Raw genomic sequence first — 22,681 nt, 5'->3', positions numbered from 1 at the left:
ATTTTACTCCGCCGGCACACCGATGCCGGACCGAAACAGGCTGCGCTCCACGGCGCGCTTCTCCGGGCGGTGACGGGTCAAGGCCAGGATGAAGCCGGCAGTGACGCAGATCGCCACCATGGACGAGCCACCATAGGAGATCAGCGGCAGGGTCATGCCCTTGGCCGGAAGCAGTTCGAGGTTCACGCCGATGTTGATCATCGACTGGATGCCGATCTGGAGCACCAGGCCGGCAACGGCGAACCGGTTGAAGTCGTTGCGTTCGCGGAAGGCGTGGTTGAGGCCGCGCATCACCAGGAAGGCGAAGATCATGACGATGACCATGCAGAAGACGATGCCGAATTCCTCGGCCGCAACGGAGAAGACGAAGTCGGTGTGGCTGTCCGGAATGATGCGCTTGACGATGCCTTCACCCGGGCCACGGCCGAACCAGTCGCCGCGGATGATCGCCTCGCGCGCCGTGTCCATCTGGAAGGTGTCGCCTTCACCCGTCAGGAACTTGTCGATACGGGCCGCCACGTGCGGCAGCATCGTATAGGCGACGAAGAAGCCGCCGAGGGCTGCACCTCCAAGCAGGATGATCCAGAGCCAGGGCATGCCGGCCATGAAGAACATGCCGCCCCAGACGGCGGTCGTCAGGATCGTCTGGCCAAGGTCAGGCTGGGCGACAAGCAGGGCAGCCACGATACCGAAGAGCAGGATGGCGAAGAGATTGCCGGGGATTTCCGGCTGGCGCGCATGCTCCGAGAACAACCAGGCGCAGACGACGACGAAGGCCGGCTTCATGAACTCGGACGGCTGGATCGAAATCCCACCGAGCGAAATCCAGCGCATCGAGCCCTTCACCTCTTCGCCGATGAAGAGCACCAGCACCATCATGCCGAGCGAACCGGCAAGAAGCAGGATCGCCGCCCGCCGGACCTGGCGTGGCGAGAGGAAGGAAATGCCGACCATCACCACCAGCGACGGCAGGAGGAAGAGCGCGTGACGCCGGACGAAGTGGAAGCTGTCGAGGCCGATGCGCTCGGCAACCGCCGGGCTCGCCGCAAACGACAGCATGAAGCCGACGCCCATCAACAGGATGAAGGTCGCCAGAAAGAACCTGTCGATCGTCCAGAACCAGTCGGCCACGGGGCCACGTTCGGCTCGGCTTACCATCTTGTCAGTCCCCTTCTCCGGCGCCCATCGCGCCCACGTCCGAAATCCCGCACCACCTTCCGCATCGACCGGCACGCCTGCGCGCCGGTCGAGGGATCAAATCAGCATCGTCACGCCTTCGATCGCGCGCACATGGCCGACGAAGGCATCACCGCGTACCTCGAAGTTCTTATACTGGTCGAAGCTTGCGCAAGCCGGTGACAGCATCACCGCCGAACCGCCCGTCTCGTCCCTGCCGGCATCAGCCGCGGCATGCGCCACTGCCTGCTCCAGCGTGCCCGAGATCTCATAGGGCACCGCTTCGCCGAGCGTCGCGGCGAAGGCCGGTGCGGCCTCGCCGATCAGATAGGCCTTGGCGATCTTCGGGAAGAAAGGTGAAAGCGTCGTGATGCCCCCTTCCTTCGGCAGGCCGCCGGCAATCCAGTAGATGCGGTCATAGCTCGAAAGCGCAGGCGCCGCCGCATCCGCGTTGGTCGCCTTGCTGTCGTTGACGAAAACCACCGCGCCCTTGCGGCCGACCGGCTGCATGCGGTGCTTGAGACCGGGGAAACTCTTGAGGCCCGCGTGGATTTCCGTAGCGCTGACGCCGACCGCAAGGCAGGCAGCGATGGCCGCTGCCGCGTTCTGGGCGTTGTGACCGCCGCGCAGCGTCTGGATACCGTCGAGATCGACGAACAGGCTGGACGTGCCCCCCTCGGCCGTCAGGATGCGCGAGCCCTCGGCATAAAGGCCGCTTGCCAGCACATGGCGGCGCGAAATGCGCACGGTCTTGGTACCGGCGCGCTCGACGCGATCGGCGATCAGCGCCGAAAAACTGTCGTCGACGCCGACGATCGCCGTGCCGCTGCCGGCAACCAGCCGTTCCTTAATGTCGGCGTAATGCTGCATCGTGCCGTGGCGATCGAGGTGATCCGGCGTGAGATTGAGCAGAATGCCTGCGCTCGGGTTCAGCGTCGGCGCCAGGTCGATCTGGTAGGACGAGCACTCGACCACGTAGAAGCGTCCGGCCTTCGGCGGGTCAAGCGTCAGCACCGCCGTGCCGATATTGCCGCCGAGCTGGGTGTCGCGGCCGCTTTCTTTCAGGATATGGGCGATCAGCGCCGTCGTCGTCGACTTGCCGTTGGTGCCGGTAATCGCAATGAACGGGCAATCGGGCGCATGCGCCCGGCGCTCGCGCACGAAAAGCTCGACGTCGCCGATGATCTCGACGCCCGCCCCATGAGCGAGATCCACCGTCCAGTGAGGCTTCGGATGCGTCAGCGGCACGCCGGGCGAAAGCACGAAGGCGGCAAAGCCGGACCACTCGACCGTGCGCAGGTCCGCCGTCGGCACGCCTGCGGCAGAAGCCTTGGCGACGCTATCCGGGTTGTCGTCCCAGGCGGTGACCGCGGCGCCACCGGCGACGAGCGCCTCAGCCGTGGCCAGCCCCGAACCGCCGAGACCGAAGAGAGCGACTTTCCTGCCCTTGAAGGAGGTGACCGGGATCATCGTCCGCTCACCGCAGCTTGAGGGTGGAGAGGCCGACCATCGCCAGGATAACGGCGATGATCCAGAAGCGGATCACGACCTGGCTTTCGGTCCAGCCCTTCTTTTCGAAGTGGTGGTGGATCGGCGCCATCAGGAAGACGCGGCGGCCGGTGCGCTTGAACCAGAAGACCTGGATGATGACCGACAGGGTCTCCATGACGAAAAGGCCGCCGATGATGATCATGACGATCTCGTGCTTGACGGCGACGGCAACGGTGCCGATCAGGCCGCCGAGCGCCAGCGAACCGGTGTCGCCCATGAAGATGGCGGCCGGCGGCGCATTGAACCAGAGGAAGCCGAGGCCGGCGCCGATGACGGCGCCGAGAATGACGGCAAGCTCGCCGGTGCCGGGCACGAAATGGATCTGCAGATAGTTGGCGAAGACGGCGTTACCGGCAAGGTACGCGATCAGGCCGAAGGCGGCAGCGGCAATCATCACAGGCACGATCGCGAGACCGTCGAGACCATCGGTCAGGTTTACGGCATTGCCGGCGCCGACGATGACGAAGCCGCCGAACAGCACGAAGAAATAGCCGAGGTTGACGATCAGGTCCTTGAAGAAGGGGAAAGTGACGGAGGAGCCGAAGGTGGAGCCGGACGGGCCGCTCGAAAGCGAGGCCTGCATCATGAAGAACACGGCGATCGCCGCGATCACGAACTCGATGCCGAGGCGCGCCTTGCCGGAAAAGCCCTTATCCGACTGCTTCGTAACCTTGAGGTAATCATCGTAGAAGCCAATGGCGCCGAAGCCGAGCGTGACGAGCAGCGTCGAGACCACGTAGACGCTCGACAGATCGGCCCACAGCAGCGACGAAACGACGATGCCGGCCAGGATCATCAGGCCGCCCATGGTCGGCGTGCCGGCCTTCTTGAAATGCGTCTGCGGCCCGTCGGCGCGGATCGGCTGGCCCTTGCCCTGGCGGATGCGCAGCGAGGCAATCATCGCGGGCCCGAAGAGGAAGACGATCATGGCCGACGTGAAGAGCGCCGCACCGGTGCGGAACGTGATGTAGCGAAAAAGATTGAAAAACTGAAAGTGGTCCGCCAGTTCCACGAGCCAAATGAGCATAAGGGACCTTTCCCCAAAGGTTTCCTGCACAATGATGCAGCAGTTTAAAGTGTTACAGCGAAGCTTTCCCGCCCCGGGAATAGCGCGGCGCCGTAGTATTTCGAAACACGTCCAACAGAATCATCTGAAAAACGATACGCGCTTGCATGAGAAAGTGTTAGGGCGCGCGGCCTAACCTCAAACTGTATCCACCGCGCCATCATGGCGGTGCCGCCGGCTCTTTTATTGCCCGCTATCCCTCGGCTTCGGATCCCTCGGCCGCGTATTCCTCGGCTTTCGCCGCCGGATAGGTGTCGATCAGCGCCTGCACGATCTTGGCGCAGCCGGTCCCCTTGGACGACTTGACCATGACGACGTCGCCCGGTGCGACAGCGGCCAGCGCGTAGGCTTTGAGGTCCTCGACGCTCTCGCGGTAAACAACCGAAACTTCGGGCGGCAGCGCGTCGCGCAGGTGCGCCATCAGCGGCCCGGCGAGCCAGACGTCGGTGATGCCGGCTTCGATGAGCGGACGGGCAAGTGCCGCATGCACCTCGGCCGCGTGTTCGCCCATTTCCAGCATGTCGCCGAGCACGGCAACGCGACGGCCGCCGACCGGCGGCTCGCTGTCGCGCAGGAGCGAAATCGCCGCCCGCATCGAGCTCGGATTGGCGTTGTAGCTCTCGTCGATCAGCTTCAGCGTACCGCCGCCGATGACAAGCGTATGGCGCCGACCCCTACCCGTTTCGGCCTGCATGGTTGCGAGCGCCGAAGCCGCATAGTCGAGATCGCCGCCGGCAAGCTTGACCGCTGCCAGAACCGCAACCGCGTTTTCGGCGATGTGGCGCCCGGGGGCACCGATCGCGACTTCGAGCGTGCGACCACCGATGCCGGCCCAGAGGATCGAGCCTTCCGCACCGCCGCTGAACTCGACCAGCCGGAATTCGGCCTTCGGGTTGGCGCCGAAGGAATGGATATGGCTGACGCCGGCCGCAGCAGCGGCGTCTTCGAGCAGCTTGTATTGCGGGCTGTCGTGAATGATCAGCGCGTGGCCGCCATTGACGACGCCTTCGAAGATCTCGGCCTTTGCTTCGGCGATCTGGTCGAGGCTCTCGAAATTGCCGAGATGGGCGGCGGCGATGCTGGTGACGATGGCCACGTGCGGGCGCACCATGGCGGTCAGCGGCCTGATCTCGCCCGGATGGTTCATGCCGATTTCGAAGACGCCGAAATCGGTGGCCTCGGGCATGCGTGCAAGCGTCAGCGGCACGCCCCAGTGATTGTTGAAGGAGGCGACCGACGCATGCACGCGGCCCTGCGGCTGCAGCACGTGGCGCAGCATCTCCTTGGTGGTCGTCTTGCCGACCGAACCGGTGACGGCGATGATCTTGGCGGCGCTGCGGTCGCGCGCAGCGCATCCAAGCCGGATCATCGCTTCGAGCACGTCGTCGACGACGATCATCGGCGCATTCAGCCGTCCGAGCGCCGGCAGCTTGCCTTCGCTGACGACCAACACCGCGGCGCCATTGGCAAGCGCAATGCCCGCATAGTCGTGGCCATCCACGCGATCGCCCTTGATCGCGAAGAAAGCTTCGCCCTTGCCGATCGAGCGGCTGTCGATGGAGATCCCCGAGATGCCTTCCGGCAGATTGCCGACCGGCCGGCCATTCATGGCGGCCAGGAGATCGCTGCTTGTCCAGAGCCAGTTCAAATCACAAGCCTCCCAATGCCTTGCGGACCTCCGCATGATCCGAGAAGGGCAGCGTGACGGAGCCGATCGTCTGCCCCTCCTCGTGCCCCTTGCCGGCGACGATCAGCGTGTCGCCGGTCTTCAGCATGCCGACCGCCGTGCGGATCGCCGTGGCGCGGTCGCCGATTTCGATCGCGCCCTTGGCCGCAGCCATGATTTCGGCGCGGATCACATCAGGCACTTCCGAGCGCGGATTGTCGTCGGTCACAATCGTCACGTCGGCAAGCCGGGTGGCGATCTCGCCCATGATCGGGCGCTTGCCCTTGTCACGGTCGCCGCCGCAGCCGAAGACCACGACGACGCGGCCGGTGGTGAACGGGCGCACCGAGGCGAGCACATTTTCGAGCGCATCCGGCTTGTGGGCGTAGTCGACATAGGCGAGCGCGCCGTCCCGGGTCTGGCCGACCAGTTCGAGACGACCGGAGGCACCCTGCAGCTTTTCAAGCGCGGAGAAGGCCGCCTTGGCGCTGATGCCGGTGGACATGGCAAGGCCTGCCGCAACGAGCGCATTGGCGACCTGGAAGTCGCCGGCCAGCGGAATGTGGATTTCGAAGATGTCGTCGCCGACATGCACTTCGGCCGACTGCTTGTGGCGGAAATGTTCGACCCGCTTCAGCGAGATATAATCGCCCTTGCGGCCAACGGTGCGTACGTCGAGCTTGGCCTTGCGGGCGGCCGCAATCGCCTGGTCCGACCATTGGTCGTCGGCAAAGATCACCGCCGGCGCGCCCTTCGGCAACAGCGCCTCGAACAGCCGCATCTTGGAGGCCATGTAGTGCTCCACCGTCGGGTGGTAGTCCATGTGGTCGCGGCCGAGATTGGTGAAGGCGGCAGCCGCAAGGCGCACGCCGTCGAGCCGGCTCTGGTCGAGACCGTGGCTGGAGGCCTCCATCGCCGCATGGGTGACGCCTGCATCGGCAAGTTCGGCCAAGAGCTTGTGCAGCGACACCGGATCGGGCGTCGTCAGCGAACCGTAATCGTTACGCCCCGGCGCGATGACGCCGGTCGTGCCGATCATCGCGGCTGCAAGACCGGAATGGGCCCAGATCTGGCGGGTAAACGAGGCGACCGAGGTCTTGCCGGCGGTCCCGGTGACGGCGACCATGGTATCGGGCTGGCGGCCATAGAAGGCAGCGGCAGCGCGGGCGAGAAAGGCGCGGGGTTCGGAAAGCTTGAGCACGGGCGCCGCCGAGGCGTCGACGTCAGAGTCCGTTGCGGTGACGACAGCGACCGCGCCGCGCTTCAGGGCGTCGGCGACATAGGTACTGCCATTGGCCTTGCTGCCGGAAACGGCGACGAAGAGATCCCCTGGCTGAACCTGCCGGCTATCGGCCGTCAGTCCGGCAACGTCGATATCGGCGGCAGCGCCGCTCAATTGCGCCGAAAGTTCCGGGAAGTTCGATCCCGCCAGGTCTTTGATCTTCATGAACGCACGTCTCGCATCGATTTCGATCCGCAAGAATCGCGAATCGTCCGCTTTCTCATTTCATGTCTAATAAGACACAAGCAAGGCAGAACCGTCTTCTCCAAACTTTGGTTCGACACCGAGCAGCGGCGCAGAGCGGCTGATGATGTCACGAACCATGGGAGCCGCGTTCGAGCCTGCGGTGCGCCCGCCACCCTCGCCGGTCTTCGGCGCGTCGATGAAGGTCAGCACAATGTATTTCGGGTTGTCGATCGGGAAGGCCGCGAGGAAGGCGTTGAAGTTCTGGTCGCTGGCATAGCGGCCGTTGACCACCTTGTCGGCCGTGCCGGTCTTGCCGCCGACGTTGAAGCCCGGAACCAGTGCGCGCTTGCCGGAGCCTGCAATGCCGTTCCAGCGCAGCAGGAAGCGCATGTCGTCGCTGGTGCTCTTCTTGACCACCGGCGTGGCGACTGCGTTGGCCTCTTCCTCGGTGCGCGGCAGGAAGGTCGGCTCGATCAGCTTGCCGCCGTTGACGAGTGCAGCACCCGCGACCGCCGTCTGCAGCGGCGTCGTCGAGACGCCGTGACCGAAGGAGATGGTGACCGAGTTGATCTTCTTCCATTCGCGCGGCTGCGTCGGTGATTTCACTTCCGGCAGCTCGGTCGGCAGCTTGGAAAGCAGGCCGAGGCGTGTCAGGAATTCCTTGTGCCCGGGAATGCCGACGAGGTCGGCGATCTTCGCCGTGCCGATGTTCGACGAATACTGGAAGATTTCCGGAACGGTCAGAACGCGGCGCTTGCCGTGGAAGTCCTTGATGGTGAAGCCGCCGATGCGGATCGGCGCCGAGGCGTCGAAGCTGTCGTTCAGCGTCACCTTGCCGGAATCGAGCCCCATCGCGATGGTGAAGGTTTTAAAGGTGGAGCCCATTTCGAACGTGCCGTTCGACATGCGGTTCATCCAGCCCTCTTCCGCCCCTTCGGCCGGCTTGTTCGGGTCGTAGTCGGGTACCGACGCCATGGCCAGCACTTCGCCGGTGTGCACGTCGAGCACGACGGCACCGGCAGCGAGCGCCTGGTAGTTCTTCATGCCGGCATCGATGACGTCCCGCACGATGTTCTGCACGCGCACGTCGATCGAGAGCTTCACCGGCTCGAGCTTGGCGTCGCTGGTCATGCCGATCGCGGCGAGGTCGGCCAGCCCCTGGCTGTCGATGTAGCGCTCCATGCCGGCAACGCCGCGGTTGTCGATGTTGACGTGGCCGAGGATATGCGCGGCGGTGTGGCCGCCGGGATAGAAGCGGCGCTTTTCCGGACGGAAGCCGACGCCGGGAATGCCGAGCGCCAGGATCTCCGACTGCTGCTTCGGGGTCAGCTGGCGACGCAGCCATTGAAAGCGCGATTTCGACTTCAGCTTGTTGTAGATTTCGCGGCTATTGATGTCGGGCAGTACCGTCGCCAGCCGCTCGACCGCCTCGTCGGCATCGACGATCTTGTGTGGCTCGGCATAGAGCGAGACGGTGCGGATGTCGGTCGCGAGGATCTCGCCGTTGCGGTCGAGAATGTCGGGGCGCGACGCCATCAGGTTGTCGGCCCGGCCGATGCTGGAAACGGTCTCGGGCGCAGCCATGCCGTATTGCACCAGGCGGCCGCCGATGACGGCATAGACGATACCGAAGCTGCAGATCACGATGGCGACGCGGTTCTTCGCCTGGTTCGTGGTCTTCTTGCGTGTCCCCTGGAAGGTGACGTTGACGCCGCTTTCGGCCGGTCGGTTGTTTCCGCCCGCCGAGAAGTGCGCCTTGCTTTTCAACACCATGATGCGGGAGAGAAACGACATCAGCGCGCCACCGAGCCAGTTGCGATCTTATCGGTCTTTTCGATGATGGCAGCGATGCCATCCTTGGCTGACTTGTCCTCGGGCACGGGCAGATCGGCCTTCATCATCGGCAGTTCCTGCGGCTGCGCGAGCTGCGTCGAGGGGGTCGGCACGAGCTGCAGGTCGGCTCCGAAGGCGCCGACGAGGCGCTCAAGCCGGTTCGGCTGGGTCAGAAGCGCCCAGTCGGCCCGAAGCAGGTCGATCGTGTCTTCCTCGAGCTTGATCGCCACGTCGAGCCTGCGGACTTCCTCAAGCTTGTTTTCGGCGCGATGCTTGATCGTGTAGGTCACCGTGGCCGCGGCCGTCATGACGACGATCAGAACGATATCGAACGTTCGAAGCATGTCTTGTCAGCCCCCCAGCCGTGCAAGGCTTGCCAGTTCCGGCAGATTGAAAATGGACAGATCGTTTCCCGGCGACTGAGCCTCAGTGCGGATACCGGCGCGCAGCTTGGCGGAGCGCGCGCGCGGATTGAGGGACGCTTCTTCCTCGCTGGCCGATACCATAGGCTTGCCAACTGGCGTGAAGGTTGCCGCCCGCGCCGAAACCATCGGCAGGTGGCGCGAACCGCTGGCCTTGCCGGAGCGGTCCTGGAAGAATGCCTTGACGATGCGGTCTTCAAGCGAATGGAAGGTAACGACGACGAGACGGCCACCGGGCTTCAGCGCCTTCTCGGCAGCAAACAGCGCCTGGGCCAGCTCACCGAGTTCATCGTTGACGAAGACGCGCAACGCCTGGAAGACGCGGGTCGCCGGATGGATCTTGTCCTTGGCCTTGCGCGGCGTCACCACCTCGATCAGGCCGGCAAGATCACGGGTCGTCTCGAACGGCTGTTCGGCGCGGCGCTTCTCGATGGCGCGGGCGATGCGGCCCGCCTGCTTCTCTTCACCGAGAAAACCGAAGATGCGGATGAGGTCGGAGACCTTGGCGCGGTTGACGACGTCGGCGGCAGAGACGCCTGACGCTGACATGCGCATGTCGAGCGGCCCCTTCTTCTGGAAGGAGAAGCCGCGCTCGGCCTCGTCGATCTGCATGGAGGAAACGCCGATATCGAGCACGACGCCATCGAGCCCGCCCTCGGGCGCCTGGGCGGCAAGATCGGAGAATTGCGCATGAATAAGCTTCAGCCGACCGCCCCACTCGGCGACCTGCGCCTGGCCGGCAGCAATCGCCGTCGGGTCGCGGTCGAGCGCGATCACGTCGGCACCGGCCTTGAGGATTGCGGAGCTGTAGCCACCGGCACCGAAGGTGCCATCGAGGATGACCTTGCCGGGCGCGGGCTCGAGAGCCGCAAGCACCTCGGGCAAGAGAACGGGAATGTGACGAACCGGTCCGCCTTCGGCTTCAGAAACACCTCCGCCTTGATCCGTCACCATTCCCTCTCTCCATTCTATTCTGGACGCAACCCCCGTGACTTGCGCCCTTCCCGGGCTGCCGCCTGCGCCTTTTGAAAGGCCTGCGGCTCCCAGAGCTGAAAATAATCGCCCCGCCCGACGAACATCACGTCGGTCGAGATCCCGGTGAAGTCGCGGATGAAATCCGTCATCATCAACCGGCCTTCCGGATCGAGCTTCACGAAGACCCCGCCGCCGTGAACCAGCAGCGACATCTCGTTGGCCTCCGGGGAAAAAGGATCCTCGGCCGCCATCTGCTTCTCGAACCGATCCAGGAGATCCGGCCCACCGACGCTGACCGCCGGAAAGACGAAATCCTGAAAACAGTATAGCTCCCGAACGCCCCCATCCGACAGCACGGAGCGAAACGCCGAGGGAACGGAGACCCGCCCCTTCGCATCGATCCGATTGGTGGCATGTGACAAGAAGCGGTTCATAACGCGAAACGGCCGCCCAAGACTGACGGGCCACGATCATCGACCCGCGAGAACACGTCACTCCGCACGCAAGACAGCCCCGCCGAACAGTGGAATGTCCGACCACCCTCCGAAGCCGGAAGGCACTGGAATCTTGCGATGTTGGGCCGCGAAGCAGCCCCTGCGCAGTGCCATTATGGGATATCATGGGACCATATGGGCGTCAATGGGAATGGATCGTAAACAGCCGTCGGGCTGATCAAATATTGATAGGTTGTTAAGTTTAACGAAGCGTTACGAAGAGACCCCCACTGTCCGCGAATGCGACGGTCGAACGGCTTCAAATCGTTGAAAAATCAGAATGTGAGAAAAAGCGCAGGAACGACGCTGTCAGCATCTCTATGACGCAGGAATGACGGGATCCGCGCAGCATCGAAGAGTGCCGCCTCACTGCACCGCCAACATTAAGCTGAAGCACCTACCAGCGACGGAAGCAGCGGCAAAAATCGCTTGAGCCGCAATCAATGGCAGAGTACAGCCGCGCCATACATTTCATGATTGAAAAGAGGTAAAATTGGAGAAGGCAACATTTCTCGACTTGGCTAGCCAAATCTTTAGTATCGGCGCTGCCGCGATCGCCGCAATTACAGTCTCATACTTTGGTTCCCTCGCAGTGCGGTCCATCCGGTCATCGAAGATTGGCCCACTCGAAATCGAAGGGCAAATAGCGGGATCACAGATCGAAAAACCTTTCGAAATCACCGTCCTGTCAAACCACTACAACCAAGCACTATCCAGAGCCAATATCAGCTTTTGGTTTAGTCTTATTTTCGCAGCCATCGGGTTTGGCGTTATTATATTCGCGTTTCTAACGCATAATACAAATGACATCGCTGGAACTGCAATCAAGATAGTGAGCGGGACTATCATTGATGCGGTATCGGCGCTGTTCTTTGTACAGACGCAAAATGCGCAAAAATCCATGAGCGAGTTTTTCGAGAAGCTGCGGCTGGACCGCCTCAATGCCGAAGCACGCGAAATGATCAGCGAAATCGAGCTTGCAGAGCGAAGGGATCAGGTTCGCACCCAATTGATCATAAAATACTCTGGAATAGAGAAACTTATCGAAGGCGGGAAAAACTGAAGGGCCGTTATTCAGCCCCGCGCGACAGCGTCAGAAAGAGAAATCGCCAGTTGGCCTGTAAGCCGGGTTCTGTATGGCTCCGCCACCCGAAGGCAACGGAACGTGGCAGCCATTCATCTGGGACTACGTTTGCACGCAGCCTCTTGCAACCCACCCGGATGACTGGCCCGGAAACAGGCTGGGCGCTTGCGCGTCCGCGTCATCCCTATTCGGTCTTGCTCCCGGTGGGGTTTGCCGTGCCGTCCATGTCGCCATGTCCGCGGTGGGCTCTTACCCCACCCTTTCACCCTTACTCCGCAAGCGGAGCGGTTTGCTTTCTGTGGCACTTTCCCTGAGGTCACCCTCGCCGGACGTTATCCGGCACCGTGCTTCCGTGGAGCCCGGACTTTCCTCCCCCCGCGGCCTTTCGGCACTTGCGGAGAGCGGCTGCCCGGCCAACTGGCAGGCGCTCCTTAACGCAAGCCCCCGCCCGGCGCCAGAAAAAACGGCAGGGTTTCGAAAGCCACCAACAGGCAGATAGGCTGGAGCCTGGCGGATGCCGCCTTCGCCTAACGGAAGGCCACCGCGAAATCGGCGTCATATTCTGGCTCATCGATCCGGCCGTTTTGCACGAGGACAGCGCCGAGCCTGCCGATTTCATCGGAGCTTTTTGCCGCCTGGCCGTTACCGCCGGTGACGACAGCGATTCGGTCGCTCTCGGCAAAACCGATATAGGGCAGGCCATGCCGGGTGAACGAGGTGACGCAGGGCGAAAAATGAGTGGAGGCCGGCTTGAAAGCGGGCATCACCTCGGCCAGCAGCCGACGCAGATGCTCGGCCGCGGCGGCACCGCCAGGCCCGCGGAACCAGTGCCGTATCGCCGGCTCATCATCAAGCGTTCTATCGCTCGGATCACCGCCGATCTTGATGTAGGTCTTGCCGTCGGCATAGCCGACCGGCGGCAGCAGGTAGTAGCTCTTCTCCTGCTCTGGCGCCGCACCGATCAGCGAAGGCATGCCCTCGAAGTCAGGCAGCTCGCTCGCCGCCACCTCGGCGAACAGCACCGTGCGGGCCTTGACCGTCAGGTCGATCGGCCGCGGCAGCAGCGTGTTGGAAAGCGAGAAGCCACCGGCCGCCACGATGACCCGCGGCGCCGTCAGCCGATCGCCCTTGAGCGTGGTAACGATCACCCGGCCGGCGGTTTCTGCGATGGAGCGAACCTCGTCGCGCACGATCCGCGCGCCGGCCCTCTCGGCGCAGACGACCTGTGCGGCAACGAGCGCACGCGGGTTGACGTAACCGGCGCCAAGGCGCTCGTAAACGCCGGCCGCTCCCTCTGGAAAACGGAACCAGGGAAAACGCTGCGACAGCGTCTCGCGGTCGTAGAGCGGAGCCTCGACGCCGAGCGCATCCCGTGCCCTCTCCACCTGCTCGATATAGTCGTAGCTCGATCCCGGCGCCGGCCCGGCCATCAGGCAGCCGACCTCATGATAGAACCGGATGCCGCTCTCGCGCTCGATCTCGTCGTAGCGCTCGATCGAGCGCCGGGCAAGGCGCGCCCAGACGGGATCGTCGTCGATGGTGCGGGTGATGCGGGCATTGTCGTAATGGCTGGAAAAGACGCCGGAATGGCTAGCCCAGTCGCTCGGTTCGTCCGGGCCGACGAGCGCAACGTTCGCCCCCGACAGCGCCAGGTGCCGGGCCGCAGCCGCGCCCATCATGCCCTTGCCGACGACAATGAAATCAAAGCTTTCCGACATGCCCATCCCCGCTCCGCTGACACGGGAAGGAGGTAGCATATCGGCGCCGACAGGACACCACCACTCAAGGATTTAATTGGTGCGCCGGAACGCGAGACCTGTCCGGCTGGAGCATCCGCCATGGCCGCGTGGCCGGCGGATGATGCTCTCTCGTCGCGCGGGCAAATGCGTCACCCACGCTTGTCTGTCGATCGACCGGAGCGCCCGCTCTCAAGTGGAACCACCGAGGCGAAAAGATGCTCTGGTCTGGGAACGCCTATGCGTTCTTCGTGCGCCCAGTGGAACGCACGGTGTTCTAGTCGATGATGTCCTGGACCTTGCCGCAATAGCGCTTGGAAACCGGGTTCATGCGCTTGGCGCCATGGCCGGCATTGTACTTCAGGATCGTGCCACAGGTGGTGCCGCCCGACAATTCGTGCGCCATGGCGAGATACTTCATGCCGAACTTGATGTTGGTTTCCGGATCGTAGAGACCCTTGGAGGAACCGGAATAGCCCATCATGCGCGCCGTGGCGGGCTTGATCTGCATCAGGCCGATTTCGCCGGCGCTGCCGCGTGCCTTGGGATTGAAATTGCTTTCGACCTTGACGACCGCATGCGCCAGATCGACGGGAACGCCGTACTGCTTCGCATAGCTCTTGATGAGGGCTGAATACTGAACGTTCTTGGGAAGGTCCGGTTTCGGGAAGCCTGTGGTCCGGGTGACGGACGGGATGGAAGAGGTCTTGATGGTCTTGTCGACATTCCCCGCATACGACGTACCCATCCCGGCGAAGGACATGCCAAGGCATGCCGCCACCGCAGCAACAGACGATATTCTCATGTAGTTTGAATTCTCCGGTCTGGGGATTGGACCGAAGCGCACCCCGCTTCGAGCCTCACGTCCCGATCGTTTCATTCACAGGAAGTGAGCGTTGCGCCCTGAAGCTCCTGCAGTTTCAATGAGCGGGAAATGAACGGCGCATCATGGTAAACATGTGGCAAAGCTAAAAAAACATGCCACGAACATCCGCAAAACTGACCTCAGGACGAAAAATTCTTCCGCGTCAGGCGATGAATTGCGGCAGCCCGGAAAGCAGGCGATGGAGCGTATCGAGGGTTGAGATGTCGGCGATGCCGTCCACCCTCTGTTGCCGGAAATGCCTTTGGAACGCGGCAACGGCGCCCTCGGTTTTTTCGCAGAAATCGCCAGTCACTTCAATGCCGTAGCCATAGAGCGACAGCATCGACTGGATGGCCTCGACCGGCTGGCCGCGGTCGCCGCGCTGAAAAAAGCGCCCGCCGCCGATCGGCGCCGGCTCAACCCAGTGTCCGACCCCTTCGCGGTGAAGAACGTGCCAGGGAAATTTTTCTCCCGGATCGACCTTGCGAATGGGGGCGATATCGCTGTGCGCCAGCACCCTTTCCGGGGCAATCGACCACCGCTGGCCACAGTCCCGACACAATTCGACGACCGCTTCGATCTGTTTTTCCGGGAAATCCGGCAGTCCGCCGGGGTGGCCGGGATTGGCGATCTCGATGCCGATCGAAGAGGAGTTGATGTCGGTCTCGCCCTTCCAGTAGCTCTTGCCCGCGTGCCAGGCACGCAGCGTCTCAGGCACGAGCTGGTCAACACGCCCGTCCTCGTGAACGAAATAGTGGCTGGAAACCTGGCTCTCTTCACGACACAGCCATTCGAGCGCCGAAGCGCCCGTCGCCATGCCGGTGTAGTGCAACACGATCATATCCGGTGCCCGCTTGTCAGCGCGCTCACCGAAATTCGGCGACGGCATGAAGCGAGCCCCCGGATAGTCGCAGTATTTAGACGTCATGCAGCTCGGCGTTCTTTCTCGATCGCCTCATAGGCGGCATTGAGGGCCGCCATGCGATCATTGGCGATCGCGTGGAATTCTTGCGGTACGCCGCGCGCAACCAGCATGTCCGGGTGGTTCTCAGAAACCAGCACACGGTAGCGCTTGCGGATGTCGGCGAAATCATCCTTACGCGAAACGCCGAGCACCTGATAGGGGTCGCGACCGTCGCCGTGCACGTGACGGGCCATGATGCGACCGAAATGCGCCTCGTCCATGCCGAAGATCTCGCCGACCCGCAACAGAAACGCCAATTCGCGCTCGTGAACCGCACCGTCGGACTTGGCGATGTGGAACAGGCCGTCGACGATATCTTCGAGGATCGGGCAGTTTTCTTCGCAGGACGAACACAGCGACGCCATCTTCTCGGCATAGGCCTCGTAGCCGGCGACGTCCTGGCGCGCCAGGTTATAGAGACGCGCGACGTTCTGCGCCTGGTCGGGCGGGAACTGGAAGATGTCGCGGAAGGCGGCGACCTCGGCCTCGCTGACGATGCCGTCGGCCTTGGCCATCTTGGCCGAAAGCGCGATCATCGCGACGGAGAAGGCGACCTTGCGCCGTGTCTCCGGATCGCCCTCGAACAGGGTACGCACGGCCTCGACCACACCGGCAAGCGCATTGCCGGTGGCGGTAACGATCTTGAGGAGGCTGTCCCAGAATGACATGCGAGAATCCCTGTCTCTCCAGCATATAGCATGGACTTGTGTGGTGGCAAATTGCAAGCGGTGGGATGGTCCGAACCACGAGGATGACGAATTTGTGATGGCACCTCACTATTGTCAATCCATCGATTGGAACTTGCGACAGCTGGTAGACGGAAAGCTGTTCCCTTGGGAACACCCTAGCGATCCGAAGCGGCAAATTTATGCCGCAAAACGCGCCGAATGCACCGCCTGCGAAGGCCGCGCCTCCTGATCGCCTGCTAACGCCTGCGACAATCGGCGCGGCGCCGGGCCTGCCCTTCGTCTCCGACGGCAGAACGCGGCCGTTCCCTCCCCGCCTCGACACAACATCCACAGGGCCGTCATTTAAATTCCATCCGATTTGCGCTATGGAGGCCGCACCCATCGCATGCCAAAGTCCCGAGGAGGAAACATGGCCAAGAAAAAAGTCGCAATGCTGACGGCCGGCGGGCTCGCACCCTGTCTGTCATCGGCCGTTGGAGGACTGATCGAGCGCTATACGGACATAGCGCCCGAATACGAACTGGTCGCCTATCGCTCGGGTTACCAGGGCGTGCTCCTTGGTGACCAGATCGAAATCACCCGCGACATGCGCGAGAAGGCCCATATCCTGCACCGCCATGGCGGCTCGCCGATCGGCAACAGCCGCGTCAAGCTCACCAACGCCGCCGACTGCGTCAAGCGAGGCCTGGTCAAGGAAGGCGAAAACCCGCTGCGTGTCGCAGCCGAACGCCTTGCCAAGGACGGCATCTCGATCCTGCACACCATCGGCGGCGACGATACCAACACGACCGCTGCCGATCTTGCCGCCTATCTCGGCGCCAACGGCTACGACCTGACCGTGGTCGGCCTGCCGAAGACCGTCGACAACGACGTCGTTCCGATCCGCCAGACGCTCGGCGCCTGGACGGCTGCCGAATACGGCGCCCGCTTCTTCGACAATGTCAGCAACGAACAGAGCGCCGCTCCGCGCACGCTCGTCGTCCATGAAGTCATGGGCCGCCACTGCGGCTGGCTGACGGCGGCCACCGCCCGCTCCTACATCCAGATGACCGACGACAAGGAATTCGTCGACGGTTTCATGATGAACCGGCAGATGAAGAACATCGACGGCCTTTACCTGCCGGAGATGAAATTCGACCTGCAGGCCGAAGCAGACCGCCTGCGCCAGGTCATGGACCGCTCGGGCTTCGTCACGCTGTTCGTCAGTGAAGGCGCCTGCCTCGACGCCATCGTCGCCGAACGGGAAGCCGCCGGCGAGACCGTCAAGCGCGACGCCTTCGGCCACGTGAAGATCGACACCATCAATGTCGGCAACTGGTTCTCCAAGCAGTTCGCGGCCCTTCTCGGCGCCGAGCGCTCCATGGTGCAGAAGTCCGGCTACTACGCCCGCTCGGCTCCGGCCAACGGCGACGACCTGCGCCTGATCCAGAGCATGGTCGATCTCGCCGTCGAAAGCGCGCTCAACAAGGTCTCGGGCGTCACCGGTCACGACGAGGACCAGGGTGGCAAGCTGCGCACCATCGAGTTCCCGCGCATCAAGGGCGGCAAGCAGTTCGACACCTCGACCAAGTGGTTCGGCGAGGTGATGGACGTCATCGGCCAGAAGTGGAAAGCCCAGAAGCACTGAACGAAACTTGCCGGCGGGTGCATAGGACATCCGCCGACAACGCCTGATTAGACGTTGACGGCTCCGCGTTTCCGTGGCTGGCTCGGCAAATTGATTGCCGAGACGCCCTCAAACGCGGAGCTTTTTCATGTCGTTCGAACACTGGTTTGCCTTTGCCGCGGCCTCGGCCGTGCTGCTCGCCATCCCCGGCCCCACCATTCTCCTCGTCATTTCCTATGCGCTCGGCCATGGCCGCAGAACCGCGGGCGCGACGGTCGCCGGCGTGGCGCTCGGCGATTTCACCGCCATGACCGCCTCCATGCTCGGCCTCGGCGCCCTGCTTGCCACCTCCGCCGCCATCTTCACCGTGTTGAAATGGGTGGGCGCTGCCTATCTCATCTGGCTCGGTATCAAGCTCTGGCGCGCGCCGGTGGCAGCCGGCGGCGACGCCGACCTCGAAACCACGTCGACGGAACGCCCGCTGCGCATCTTCTTTCATACCTATGCCGTGACCGCACTGAACCCGAAGAGCATCGTCTTCTTCGTCGCCTTCCTGCCGCAGTTCCTCGATCTCAGCCAGCCGCTCTTTACCCAGATGGCGATTTTCGAGCTGACGTTCCTGACGCTCGCGATCCTCAACGCCAGCCTCTATGCAGCCCTTGCGACCGCCGCCCGCAGCACGATTTCCAAGCCGAATGTGCGCCGGATCGTCAACCGCGCCGGCGGCTCCATGCTGATCGGCGCCGGGCTTCTGACGGCGACGATGAAGCGGGCCACGGCCTGAAATTCGCCCCCACGCTTGCCGCCGCCAGCCTCATAGGTTAATGGAGATTCACGCTTGGCGGCTGGCAACCGCTGATTTGCAGGGGCTACGGGGCCCAGAAGCACGAAAGTGACAGAATGGCGAATTACCGTATTTCCCTTTCCAAACAGACGTTTGGCATGGCAGCTTTGTTGTCGGCGACCATCGTCTCGGGATGCTCAACGGTAGAGCACACGTCGCTGGCAGACCTCACGGCCGTGCAGACGGTCACGCCCCTCGCAAAGCCCGGCACCGAAACGACGGCCTATGCGCTGCCGACGCCCGACGGCGTCGCCACCGCAACGAGCGCGGCCCTGACGGCTCAGACGGCAGGCCAGACCGCTGGCGTCGCCGCCACCTACCCGGTCGCGACCGATCTGGCACAGGGCGCCGAAGCTGCCCCTGCACTGGTCGCGGTTCCCGCGTCCAAGCCGGGCGACACGATGGCGCTTGCCATGGTTGCCCCGACGACCCAGAACGGCGCCAGCGCGGCGATTGCCGCCGCTGAAGCCTCCTCGCCCGCCGACACAACGCAGGTTGCATCCGCCGCCCTTTCGCCGGCGGCAACCAAGACCACGCGCGTCCAGGACCTGCCGGTCTCGACGCTCGCAGTTGCGGCCGCAATGGAATCGGACTTCGACACCGGCGAACCGGTCGGCCTCGAAACGCTGGTCGCCAACCGCATGATCGTTCCAACCGAGCGCCCGAAGACCGGCGTCATCGGTTCGACGGTGGCCGCAGTCGCCAACGTCATTCCGGATTCGATGAAGTTCACCAAGACGCCGACGAGCTCGCGTCCCGAACTCGACAAGATGATCAAGTACTATGCCGATCTCAACGGCATTCCGGTGGAGCTGGTGCACCGCGTCGTCAAGCGCGAGAGCAACTACAATCCGCGCGCCTACAGCAAGGGCAATTACGGCCTGATGCAGATCCGCTACAACACCGCCAAGGGTCTCGGCTATGACGGTCCGGCCGAAGGTCTGTTCGACGCCGAAACCAACCTCAAATACGCGACCAAGTATCTGCATGGCGCCTGGATGGTGGCCGACAACCAGCATGACGGCGCAGTCAAGCTCTATGCCAGCGGCTATTACTACCACGCCAAGCGCAAGGGCCTGCTCGAAGAGCTCGGCATGAAGTAAGCCGGCCATCCGGTTTGCCCGAAGCGAAGCTGCTTCTCGACGGTTCAGGAATTCCCTTATGAGGCGCTCAATCGAGCGCCTCAATTATTTTGGCGTTGAGCTTCTGCACGTCGTAGCCAAGGCGTGAGGGCGTAAGGCCCAGCCGCACGACCGCCAGCTTCAGCGAAGGCACGAGCATGATCGCCTGGCCGTCATGGCCGAGCATCCAGAAGGCGTCCGCCGGGAAACTGCCCGTTCCTGCCCGCGCGCCGTTTTCCTCGAGCCAAACCTGACCCTGGCCGTATTTCCCGCCCGATGCCTTGGTCGGCGTGCGCATGAAGGCGACATAGTCCTTCGGCAGCATCGCCCTCCCCTTCCAGACGCCATCCTGCAGCAGGAACTGCGCAAACCGCGCCCAGTCCTGCGTCGTCGCATACATGTAGGAGGAACCGACGAAGGTTCCGGCCTCGTCCGTCTCCAGAACGGCGCTCGTCATGCCGAGCGGTGCAAACAGCGCGTCATAGGGAAAGGCAAGCGCTGCCGCCGGGTCGTCGAAGGTCCGCATCCAGATCCGCGACAGCAGCGTGCTGGTGCCGCTCGAATAGCTGAAGTTCGCGCCGGGCTTTGCACCCAGCGTCCGCGTAGCGGCAAAACCCGCCATGTCCTTTTCCAGATAGAGCATGCGCGTCACGTCGGTGACGGCGCCATAATTCTCGTTGAAGGCGAGCCCGCTCTGCATCCCCATCAGGTCCGCAAGCGTGATGGCCGACCGCTCGTCCCCGGCCCATTCCGGCAGCAGGTTTCGTTGCGACACGTCCATCCGCCCGTCAGTGATCCGAAGGCCAATCAGCGCCGCCGTCACCGACTTGGTCATCGACCAGCCGAGCAGCGGCGTCGAACGGTTGAAACCCTTGCCATAGGTTTCCGCCACCAGCTGCCCGTCGCGGATCACGGCGATCGCCCGCATGCCGGGCCCGGCGAGATCGGCGTCCTCGATGAGCTTCTGCAGGGCCGGCTCGATCGCGACCCCATCGCCTTCGGGCCAGGCCGCACCCGGCACCGGCGCTGCCGCGGCGGTTTTCGTTTCGATCGGTGCCAGGGCCGCGGCATTGCCGTCGGGCAGGCTGGCGCAGCCGGCACCCGGACGGTAGGCCGCGTAACCGGGTGCGGCAAAACCGAGGATGCGCGCCGTCACCAGTTGCTTCTCCTTGTCGACGCCGACGCGCACGAGCTTGAGCAAGGGATGGCCGGGGGCCTGCACGTCGTCGGCGAGCACCGCCTGGGCATCGCGCCCGGCGATGAAGACGTTGGAGCAGACAATCTTCGCGGCATAGCCGTCGCCGACCTTCAGCAGTTCCGGCGGCGCCAGCGCAAGCCAGCCGAACAGACCGACGACGATCAGCGCCAGCGCGGCTCCCGAAATCTTCAGCAAACGTCTCATGCGATCCTCCGGCCTGATGCGCAAAGAGAACCAGCATTTTGCCGCAAGGGAAAGCCCCGGCCGGCTCAACTTTTCATATTAGAAAGACGTTCAGGCGGTCGAAAAAAGTGCAGCACTTTTCTGCCCGTGACGTGGTCTCGCTTAAGCCCGGGCCGAGCGGCGCGACTCTTCCGCCTCGCCGTCGCCGACGAGCACCGAGACGTCGGCCATAACAGGCGAAACCCAGGGGCCGCGGATCTCGGCAGCGCCGCAGGCCCGCGCGCAATCCGCCTCACTCTCCTTCTCGACACCGCTGACGGCGATCGAAAGCCGCAGCACCTGTCCTGTTTTGATCAGGCAGGCGAGCAAGGCCACGCTGCGCTCGCTGCCATGTGCGGCACGAACGGCGGCGAGATCGACGGTCACCTGGTCGGGCTGCACGTCGGAGATCTGGTTCAGGGGCAGCGACGAGGCGGAGCCGCCGCCAAGCGCGACGCGAACGCCGAGCGCGCGCAGCCCCCTCAAGTTGTCGGTGACGATGACAAGATCGTCGGTCGAGACGCCCTCGGCGACCTCGATCGTCAACCGCTCCGGCGAAAGTCCGGCATCCGAAAGGCACCGCTCCACCTGCGTGACGAAATCGCGGTCGCGCAGTTGCGAGACGAAGGGTGCGATCGTCAGCCCCTTGGGGACGTTCCAGCCGGCCGCCTGCCTGCAGGCGGATTGAAGCGCCCAGGCGCCAAGCGCCAGGGTGATCGCGCTCTGTTCCGGCGGCTCGAACGTTTCCGCGCCGATGACGCCGAGATGGGGATGCCGCCAGCGCAGCAGCGCCTGGAACCCGCCGATGGAGCCGCTTTCGATGCCGAGGATCGGCAGGAACGCGAGAAAGAACTCGTCCGCCTCGAAACCGCGCGTAAGATCGCGCTCGGCTTCCGCCCGCTGCCGCACGGCATGGCTCAGGGTTTCCGAGTGGAAGGCATGGCTGTTGCCGCTGATCGCCTTGGCCTCGTAGAGTGCCAGGTCCGCCCTTTTCAACACGTCGGATGTCGACTTGTCCGACCGCTCGATGAAGGCGATGCCGATGCTGCAGCCGGACGCGATGCGCGTCTCCCCGAGATCGAACGGCGCTTCGAACAGCTTCTCCACCCGCGTCGCGAGCATTTCGGCATCGGCTTGAGACGGCGCGTGCGCAGCCGCAAGCACGAACTCGTCGCCGCCCAGCCGGTAGATCGTCGCCTCGCCGGCAAAGGCACGCCTGAGACGGGCGCCGAACAGCGCCAGCAACCGGTCGCCGGCGTCATGGCCCAGCGTATCGTTGATCACCTTGAAGCGGTCGAGGTCGAGAAGAAGCAGGGCATTGCGGGCAAACGCTGTACCTTCTGCACAGAGCGCCTGGCTGATGTCGGCTTCGAGCGCTGCGCGGTTTGCAAGTCCCGTCAGCCTGTCACGATGAACTTCGTTGCGCAGGCGGCGCTCGGCGCGCCGCGCGGCGCGCAACTCCAGCTCGAGCCGGCGCGAATAGCGCCAGCGATAGAAAGAGCCGCCGAGGACAAAGGGCATGGCGCCGGCCGCAAGCACGGCGGGAGCGTCCCAATGCGGCGCCATCTGACCGGGAAGAGCGGTTCCACCGGCAAGCCACGCCGCAGAAACCAGAGCCCCCAATGCCGCGCCGGCAGCCGCAAATCGCTGCTCGGGCTTCGGCAGAAACGTACTTAACATCATGTCGACGCCCCCCCGTAT

At 63.5% G+C, this 22,681-nt stretch carries 19 protein-coding genes and 1 other RNA gene; 4 read left to right on the top strand and 16 right to left on the bottom strand.

The features are described 5' to 3' along the window. Positions 1-3: 3 nt before the first annotated feature. From ftsW to mraZ, 9 genes are all read right to left on the bottom strand, one after another. Positions 4-1,158, bottom strand: a complete 1,155-nt coding sequence (gene ftsW / locus L981_RS12200) for a putative lipid II flippase FtsW (protein ID WP_043615892.1) — start codon at positions 1,156-1,158, stop codon at positions 4-6. Between the two features lie 96 nt (positions 1,159-1,254). After that, the gene (murD, locus tag L981_RS12195) at positions 1,255-2,646 is read right to left on the bottom strand and encodes a UDP-N-acetylmuramoyl-L-alanine--D-glutamate ligase (RefSeq protein WP_043615889.1); all 1,392 of its coding nucleotides are present in this window, start codon (positions 2,644-2,646) and stop codon (positions 1,255-1,257) included. 7 nt (positions 2,647-2,653) lie between these two features. Then, positions 2,654-3,754 carry a phospho-N-acetylmuramoyl-pentapeptide-transferase gene (mraY, locus tag L981_RS12190; RefSeq protein ID WP_043615886.1) on the bottom strand — a complete coding sequence of 367 codons (1,101 nt, stop codon included), beginning with the start codon at positions 3,752-3,754 and terminating at the stop codon, positions 2,654-2,656. 232 nt (positions 3,755-3,986) lie between these two features. Beyond that, the gene (locus L981_RS12185; RefSeq protein ID WP_043615883.1) at positions 3,987-5,441 is read right to left on the bottom strand and encodes a UDP-N-acetylmuramoylalanyl-D-glutamyl-2,6-diaminopimelate--D-alanyl-D-alanine ligase; all 1,455 of its coding nucleotides are present in this window, start codon (positions 5,439-5,441) and stop codon (positions 3,987-3,989) included. Position 5,442: 1 nt separating this feature from the next. After that, entirely contained in the window at positions 5,443-6,906 is a 1,464-nt protein-coding gene (locus tag L981_RS12180; protein ID WP_043615988.1) for a UDP-N-acetylmuramoyl-L-alanyl-D-glutamate--2,6-diaminopimelate ligase, read from the bottom strand. A gap of 66 nt (positions 6,907-6,972) precedes the next feature. Continuing rightward, a complete protein-coding gene (locus tag L981_RS12175; protein WP_043615880.1) occupies positions 6,973-8,721 on the bottom strand; it encodes a penicillin-binding protein 2 in 1,749 nt (582 codons plus the stop codon). Continuing rightward, complete coding sequence (locus L981_RS12170) at positions 8,721-9,104, bottom strand: hypothetical protein (RefSeq protein ID WP_043615877.1); 384 nt, start codon at positions 9,102-9,104, stop codon at positions 8,721-8,723. The genes L981_RS12175 and L981_RS12170 overlap by 1 nt, the downstream gene beginning before the upstream one ends. A 6-nt stretch (positions 9,105-9,110) precedes the next feature. After that, a complete protein-coding gene (gene rsmH / locus L981_RS12165) occupies positions 9,111-10,136 on the bottom strand; it encodes a 16S rRNA (cytosine(1402)-N(4))-methyltransferase RsmH (RefSeq protein WP_043615875.1) in 1,026 nt (341 codons plus the stop codon). A gap of 14 nt (positions 10,137-10,150) precedes the next feature. Then, positions 10,151-10,591 (bottom strand): division/cell wall cluster transcriptional repressor MraZ, encoded by a 441-nt coding sequence (mraZ, locus tag L981_RS12160; protein WP_043615873.1) that lies wholly within the window; start codon positions 10,589-10,591, stop codon positions 10,151-10,153. 553 nt (positions 10,592-11,144) lie between these two features. Here mraZ and L981_RS12155 point away from each other — a divergent pair. After that, on the top strand, positions 11,145-11,714 hold the full coding sequence (locus L981_RS12155; RefSeq protein WP_052201758.1) for a hypothetical protein: 570 nt from the start codon (positions 11,145-11,147) through the stop codon (positions 11,712-11,714). 42 nt (positions 11,715-11,756) lie between these two features. On the opposite strand, the gene rnpB is transcribed toward L981_RS12155, so the two are convergent. The 5 genes from rnpB to L981_RS12135 form a co-directional block, all read right to left on the bottom strand. Next, an RNA gene (rnpB, locus tag L981_RS33280) (RNase P RNA component class A) lies at positions 11,757-12,156 on the bottom strand. Positions 12,157-12,262: 106 nt separating this feature from the next. Further along, the gene (locus tag L981_RS12150; protein ID WP_043615980.1) at positions 12,263-13,453 is read right to left on the bottom strand and encodes an FAD-binding oxidoreductase; all 1,191 of its coding nucleotides are present in this window, start codon (positions 13,451-13,453) and stop codon (positions 12,263-12,265) included. Positions 13,454-13,748: 295 nt separating this feature from the next. Next, complete coding sequence (locus L981_RS12145) at positions 13,749-14,276, bottom strand: lytic transglycosylase domain-containing protein (protein WP_043615871.1); 528 nt, start codon at positions 14,274-14,276, stop codon at positions 13,749-13,751. A 223-nt stretch (positions 14,277-14,499) separates the two neighbouring features. After that, positions 14,500-15,264: an N-acetylmuramoyl-L-alanine amidase gene (locus L981_RS12140; protein WP_043615869.1), complete on the bottom strand. Its 765-nt coding sequence runs from the start codon at positions 15,262-15,264 to the stop codon at positions 14,500-14,502. Beyond that, positions 15,261-15,968, bottom strand: coding sequence for a DnaJ family molecular chaperone (locus L981_RS12135; protein ID WP_043615866.1), 708 nt, complete (start codon positions 15,966-15,968; stop codon positions 15,261-15,263). Before L981_RS12135 ends, L981_RS12140 begins: the two co-directional genes overlap by 4 nt. A 430-nt stretch (positions 15,969-16,398) precedes the next feature. On the opposite strand from L981_RS12135, the gene L981_RS12130 reads away from it, so the two are divergent. From L981_RS12130 to L981_RS12120, 3 genes are all read left to right on the top strand, one after another. Beyond that, positions 16,399-17,616, top strand: coding sequence for a pyrophosphate--fructose-6-phosphate 1-phosphotransferase (locus L981_RS12130; protein ID WP_043615863.1), 1,218 nt, complete (start codon positions 16,399-16,401; stop codon positions 17,614-17,616). 127 nt (positions 17,617-17,743) lie between these two features. Continuing rightward, positions 17,744-18,379, top strand: a complete 636-nt coding sequence (locus L981_RS12125; RefSeq protein WP_043615860.1) for a LysE family translocator — start codon at positions 17,744-17,746, stop codon at positions 18,377-18,379. A 116-nt stretch (positions 18,380-18,495) separates the two neighbouring features. After that, positions 18,496-19,542: a lytic transglycosylase domain-containing protein gene (locus L981_RS12120; RefSeq protein ID WP_043615858.1), complete on the top strand. Its 1,047-nt coding sequence runs from the start codon at positions 18,496-18,498 to the stop codon at positions 19,540-19,542. Between the two features lie 67 nt (positions 19,543-19,609). Here the strand turns inward: L981_RS12120 and L981_RS12115 are convergent, their stop codons facing one another. Together L981_RS12115 and L981_RS12110 are read right to left on the bottom strand one after the other, a co-directional pair. Beyond that, positions 19,610-20,962, bottom strand: a complete 1,353-nt coding sequence (locus tag L981_RS12115) for a serine hydrolase (RefSeq protein ID WP_043615856.1) — start codon at positions 20,960-20,962, stop codon at positions 19,610-19,612. Positions 20,963-21,103: 141 nt separating this feature from the next. Then, entirely contained in the window at positions 21,104-22,663 is a 1,560-nt protein-coding gene (locus L981_RS12110) for a bifunctional diguanylate cyclase/phosphodiesterase (RefSeq protein ID WP_082005992.1), read from the bottom strand. Positions 22,664-22,681: the final 18 nt, after the last annotated feature.

The organism is Ensifer sp. ZNC0028, from assembly GCF_000799055.1.
In the GTDB taxonomy this organism is placed as follows: Bacteria; Pseudomonadota; Alphaproteobacteria; order Rhizobiales; family Rhizobiaceae; genus Ensifer.
This window is presented reverse-complemented; position numbering and strand designations above follow the sequence as displayed.

Excerpts from the sequence above, each read along its gene's own strand:
- L981_RS12175 (WP_043615880.1), bottom strand. The coding sequence starts at position 8,721 with ATGTCGTTTCTCTCCCGCATCATGGTGTTGAAAAGCAAGGCGCACTTC.
- murD (WP_043615889.1), bottom strand. The coding sequence starts at position 2,646 with ATGATCCCGGTCACCTCCTTCAAGGGCAGGAAAGTCGCTCTCTTCGGT.
- mraZ (WP_043615873.1), bottom strand. The coding sequence starts at position 10,591 with ATGAACCGCTTCTTGTCACATGCCACCAATCGGATCGATGCGAAGGGG.
- rsmH (WP_043615875.1), bottom strand. The coding sequence starts at position 10,136 with ATGGTGACGGATCAAGGCGGAGGTGTTTCTGAAGCCGAAGGCGGACCG.
- L981_RS12120 (WP_043615858.1), top strand. The coding sequence starts at position 18,496 with ATGGCGAATTACCGTATTTCCCTTTCCAAACAGACGTTTGGCATGGCA.
- L981_RS12170 (WP_043615877.1), bottom strand. The coding sequence starts at position 9,104 with ATGCTTCGAACGTTCGATATCGTTCTGATCGTCGTCATGACGGCCGCG.
- L981_RS12130 (WP_043615863.1), top strand. The coding sequence starts at position 16,399 with ATGGCCAAGAAAAAAGTCGCAATGCTGACGGCCGGCGGGCTCGCACCC.
- L981_RS12110 (WP_082005992.1), bottom strand. The coding sequence starts at position 22,663 with ATGATGTTAAGTACGTTTCTGCCGAAGCCCGAGCAGCGATTTGCGGCT.
- ftsW (WP_043615892.1), bottom strand. The coding sequence starts at position 1,158 with ATGGTAAGCCGAGCCGAACGTGGCCCCGTGGCCGACTGGTTCTGGACG.
- L981_RS12145 (WP_043615871.1), bottom strand. The coding sequence starts at position 14,276 with ATGAGAATATCGTCTGTTGCTGCGGTGGCGGCATGCCTTGGCATGTCC.
- L981_RS12150 (WP_043615980.1), bottom strand. The coding sequence starts at position 13,453 with ATGTCGGAAAGCTTTGATTTCATTGTCGTCGGCAAGGGCATGATGGGC.
- L981_RS12180 (WP_043615988.1), bottom strand. The coding sequence starts at position 6,906 with ATGAAGATCAAAGACCTGGCGGGATCGAACTTCCCGGAACTTTCGGCG.
- L981_RS12125 (WP_043615860.1), top strand. The coding sequence starts at position 17,744 with ATGTCGTTCGAACACTGGTTTGCCTTTGCCGCGGCCTCGGCCGTGCTG.
- L981_RS12115 (WP_043615856.1), bottom strand. The coding sequence starts at position 20,962 with ATGAGACGTTTGCTGAAGATTTCGGGAGCCGCGCTGGCGCTGATCGTC.
- L981_RS12135 (WP_043615866.1), bottom strand. The coding sequence starts at position 15,968 with ATGTCATTCTGGGACAGCCTCCTCAAGATCGTTACCGCCACCGGCAAT.
- mraY (WP_043615886.1), bottom strand. The coding sequence starts at position 3,754 with ATGCTCATTTGGCTCGTGGAACTGGCGGACCACTTTCAGTTTTTCAAT.
- L981_RS12140 (WP_043615869.1), bottom strand. The coding sequence starts at position 15,264 with ATGACGTCTAAATACTGCGACTATCCGGGGGCTCGCTTCATGCCGTCG.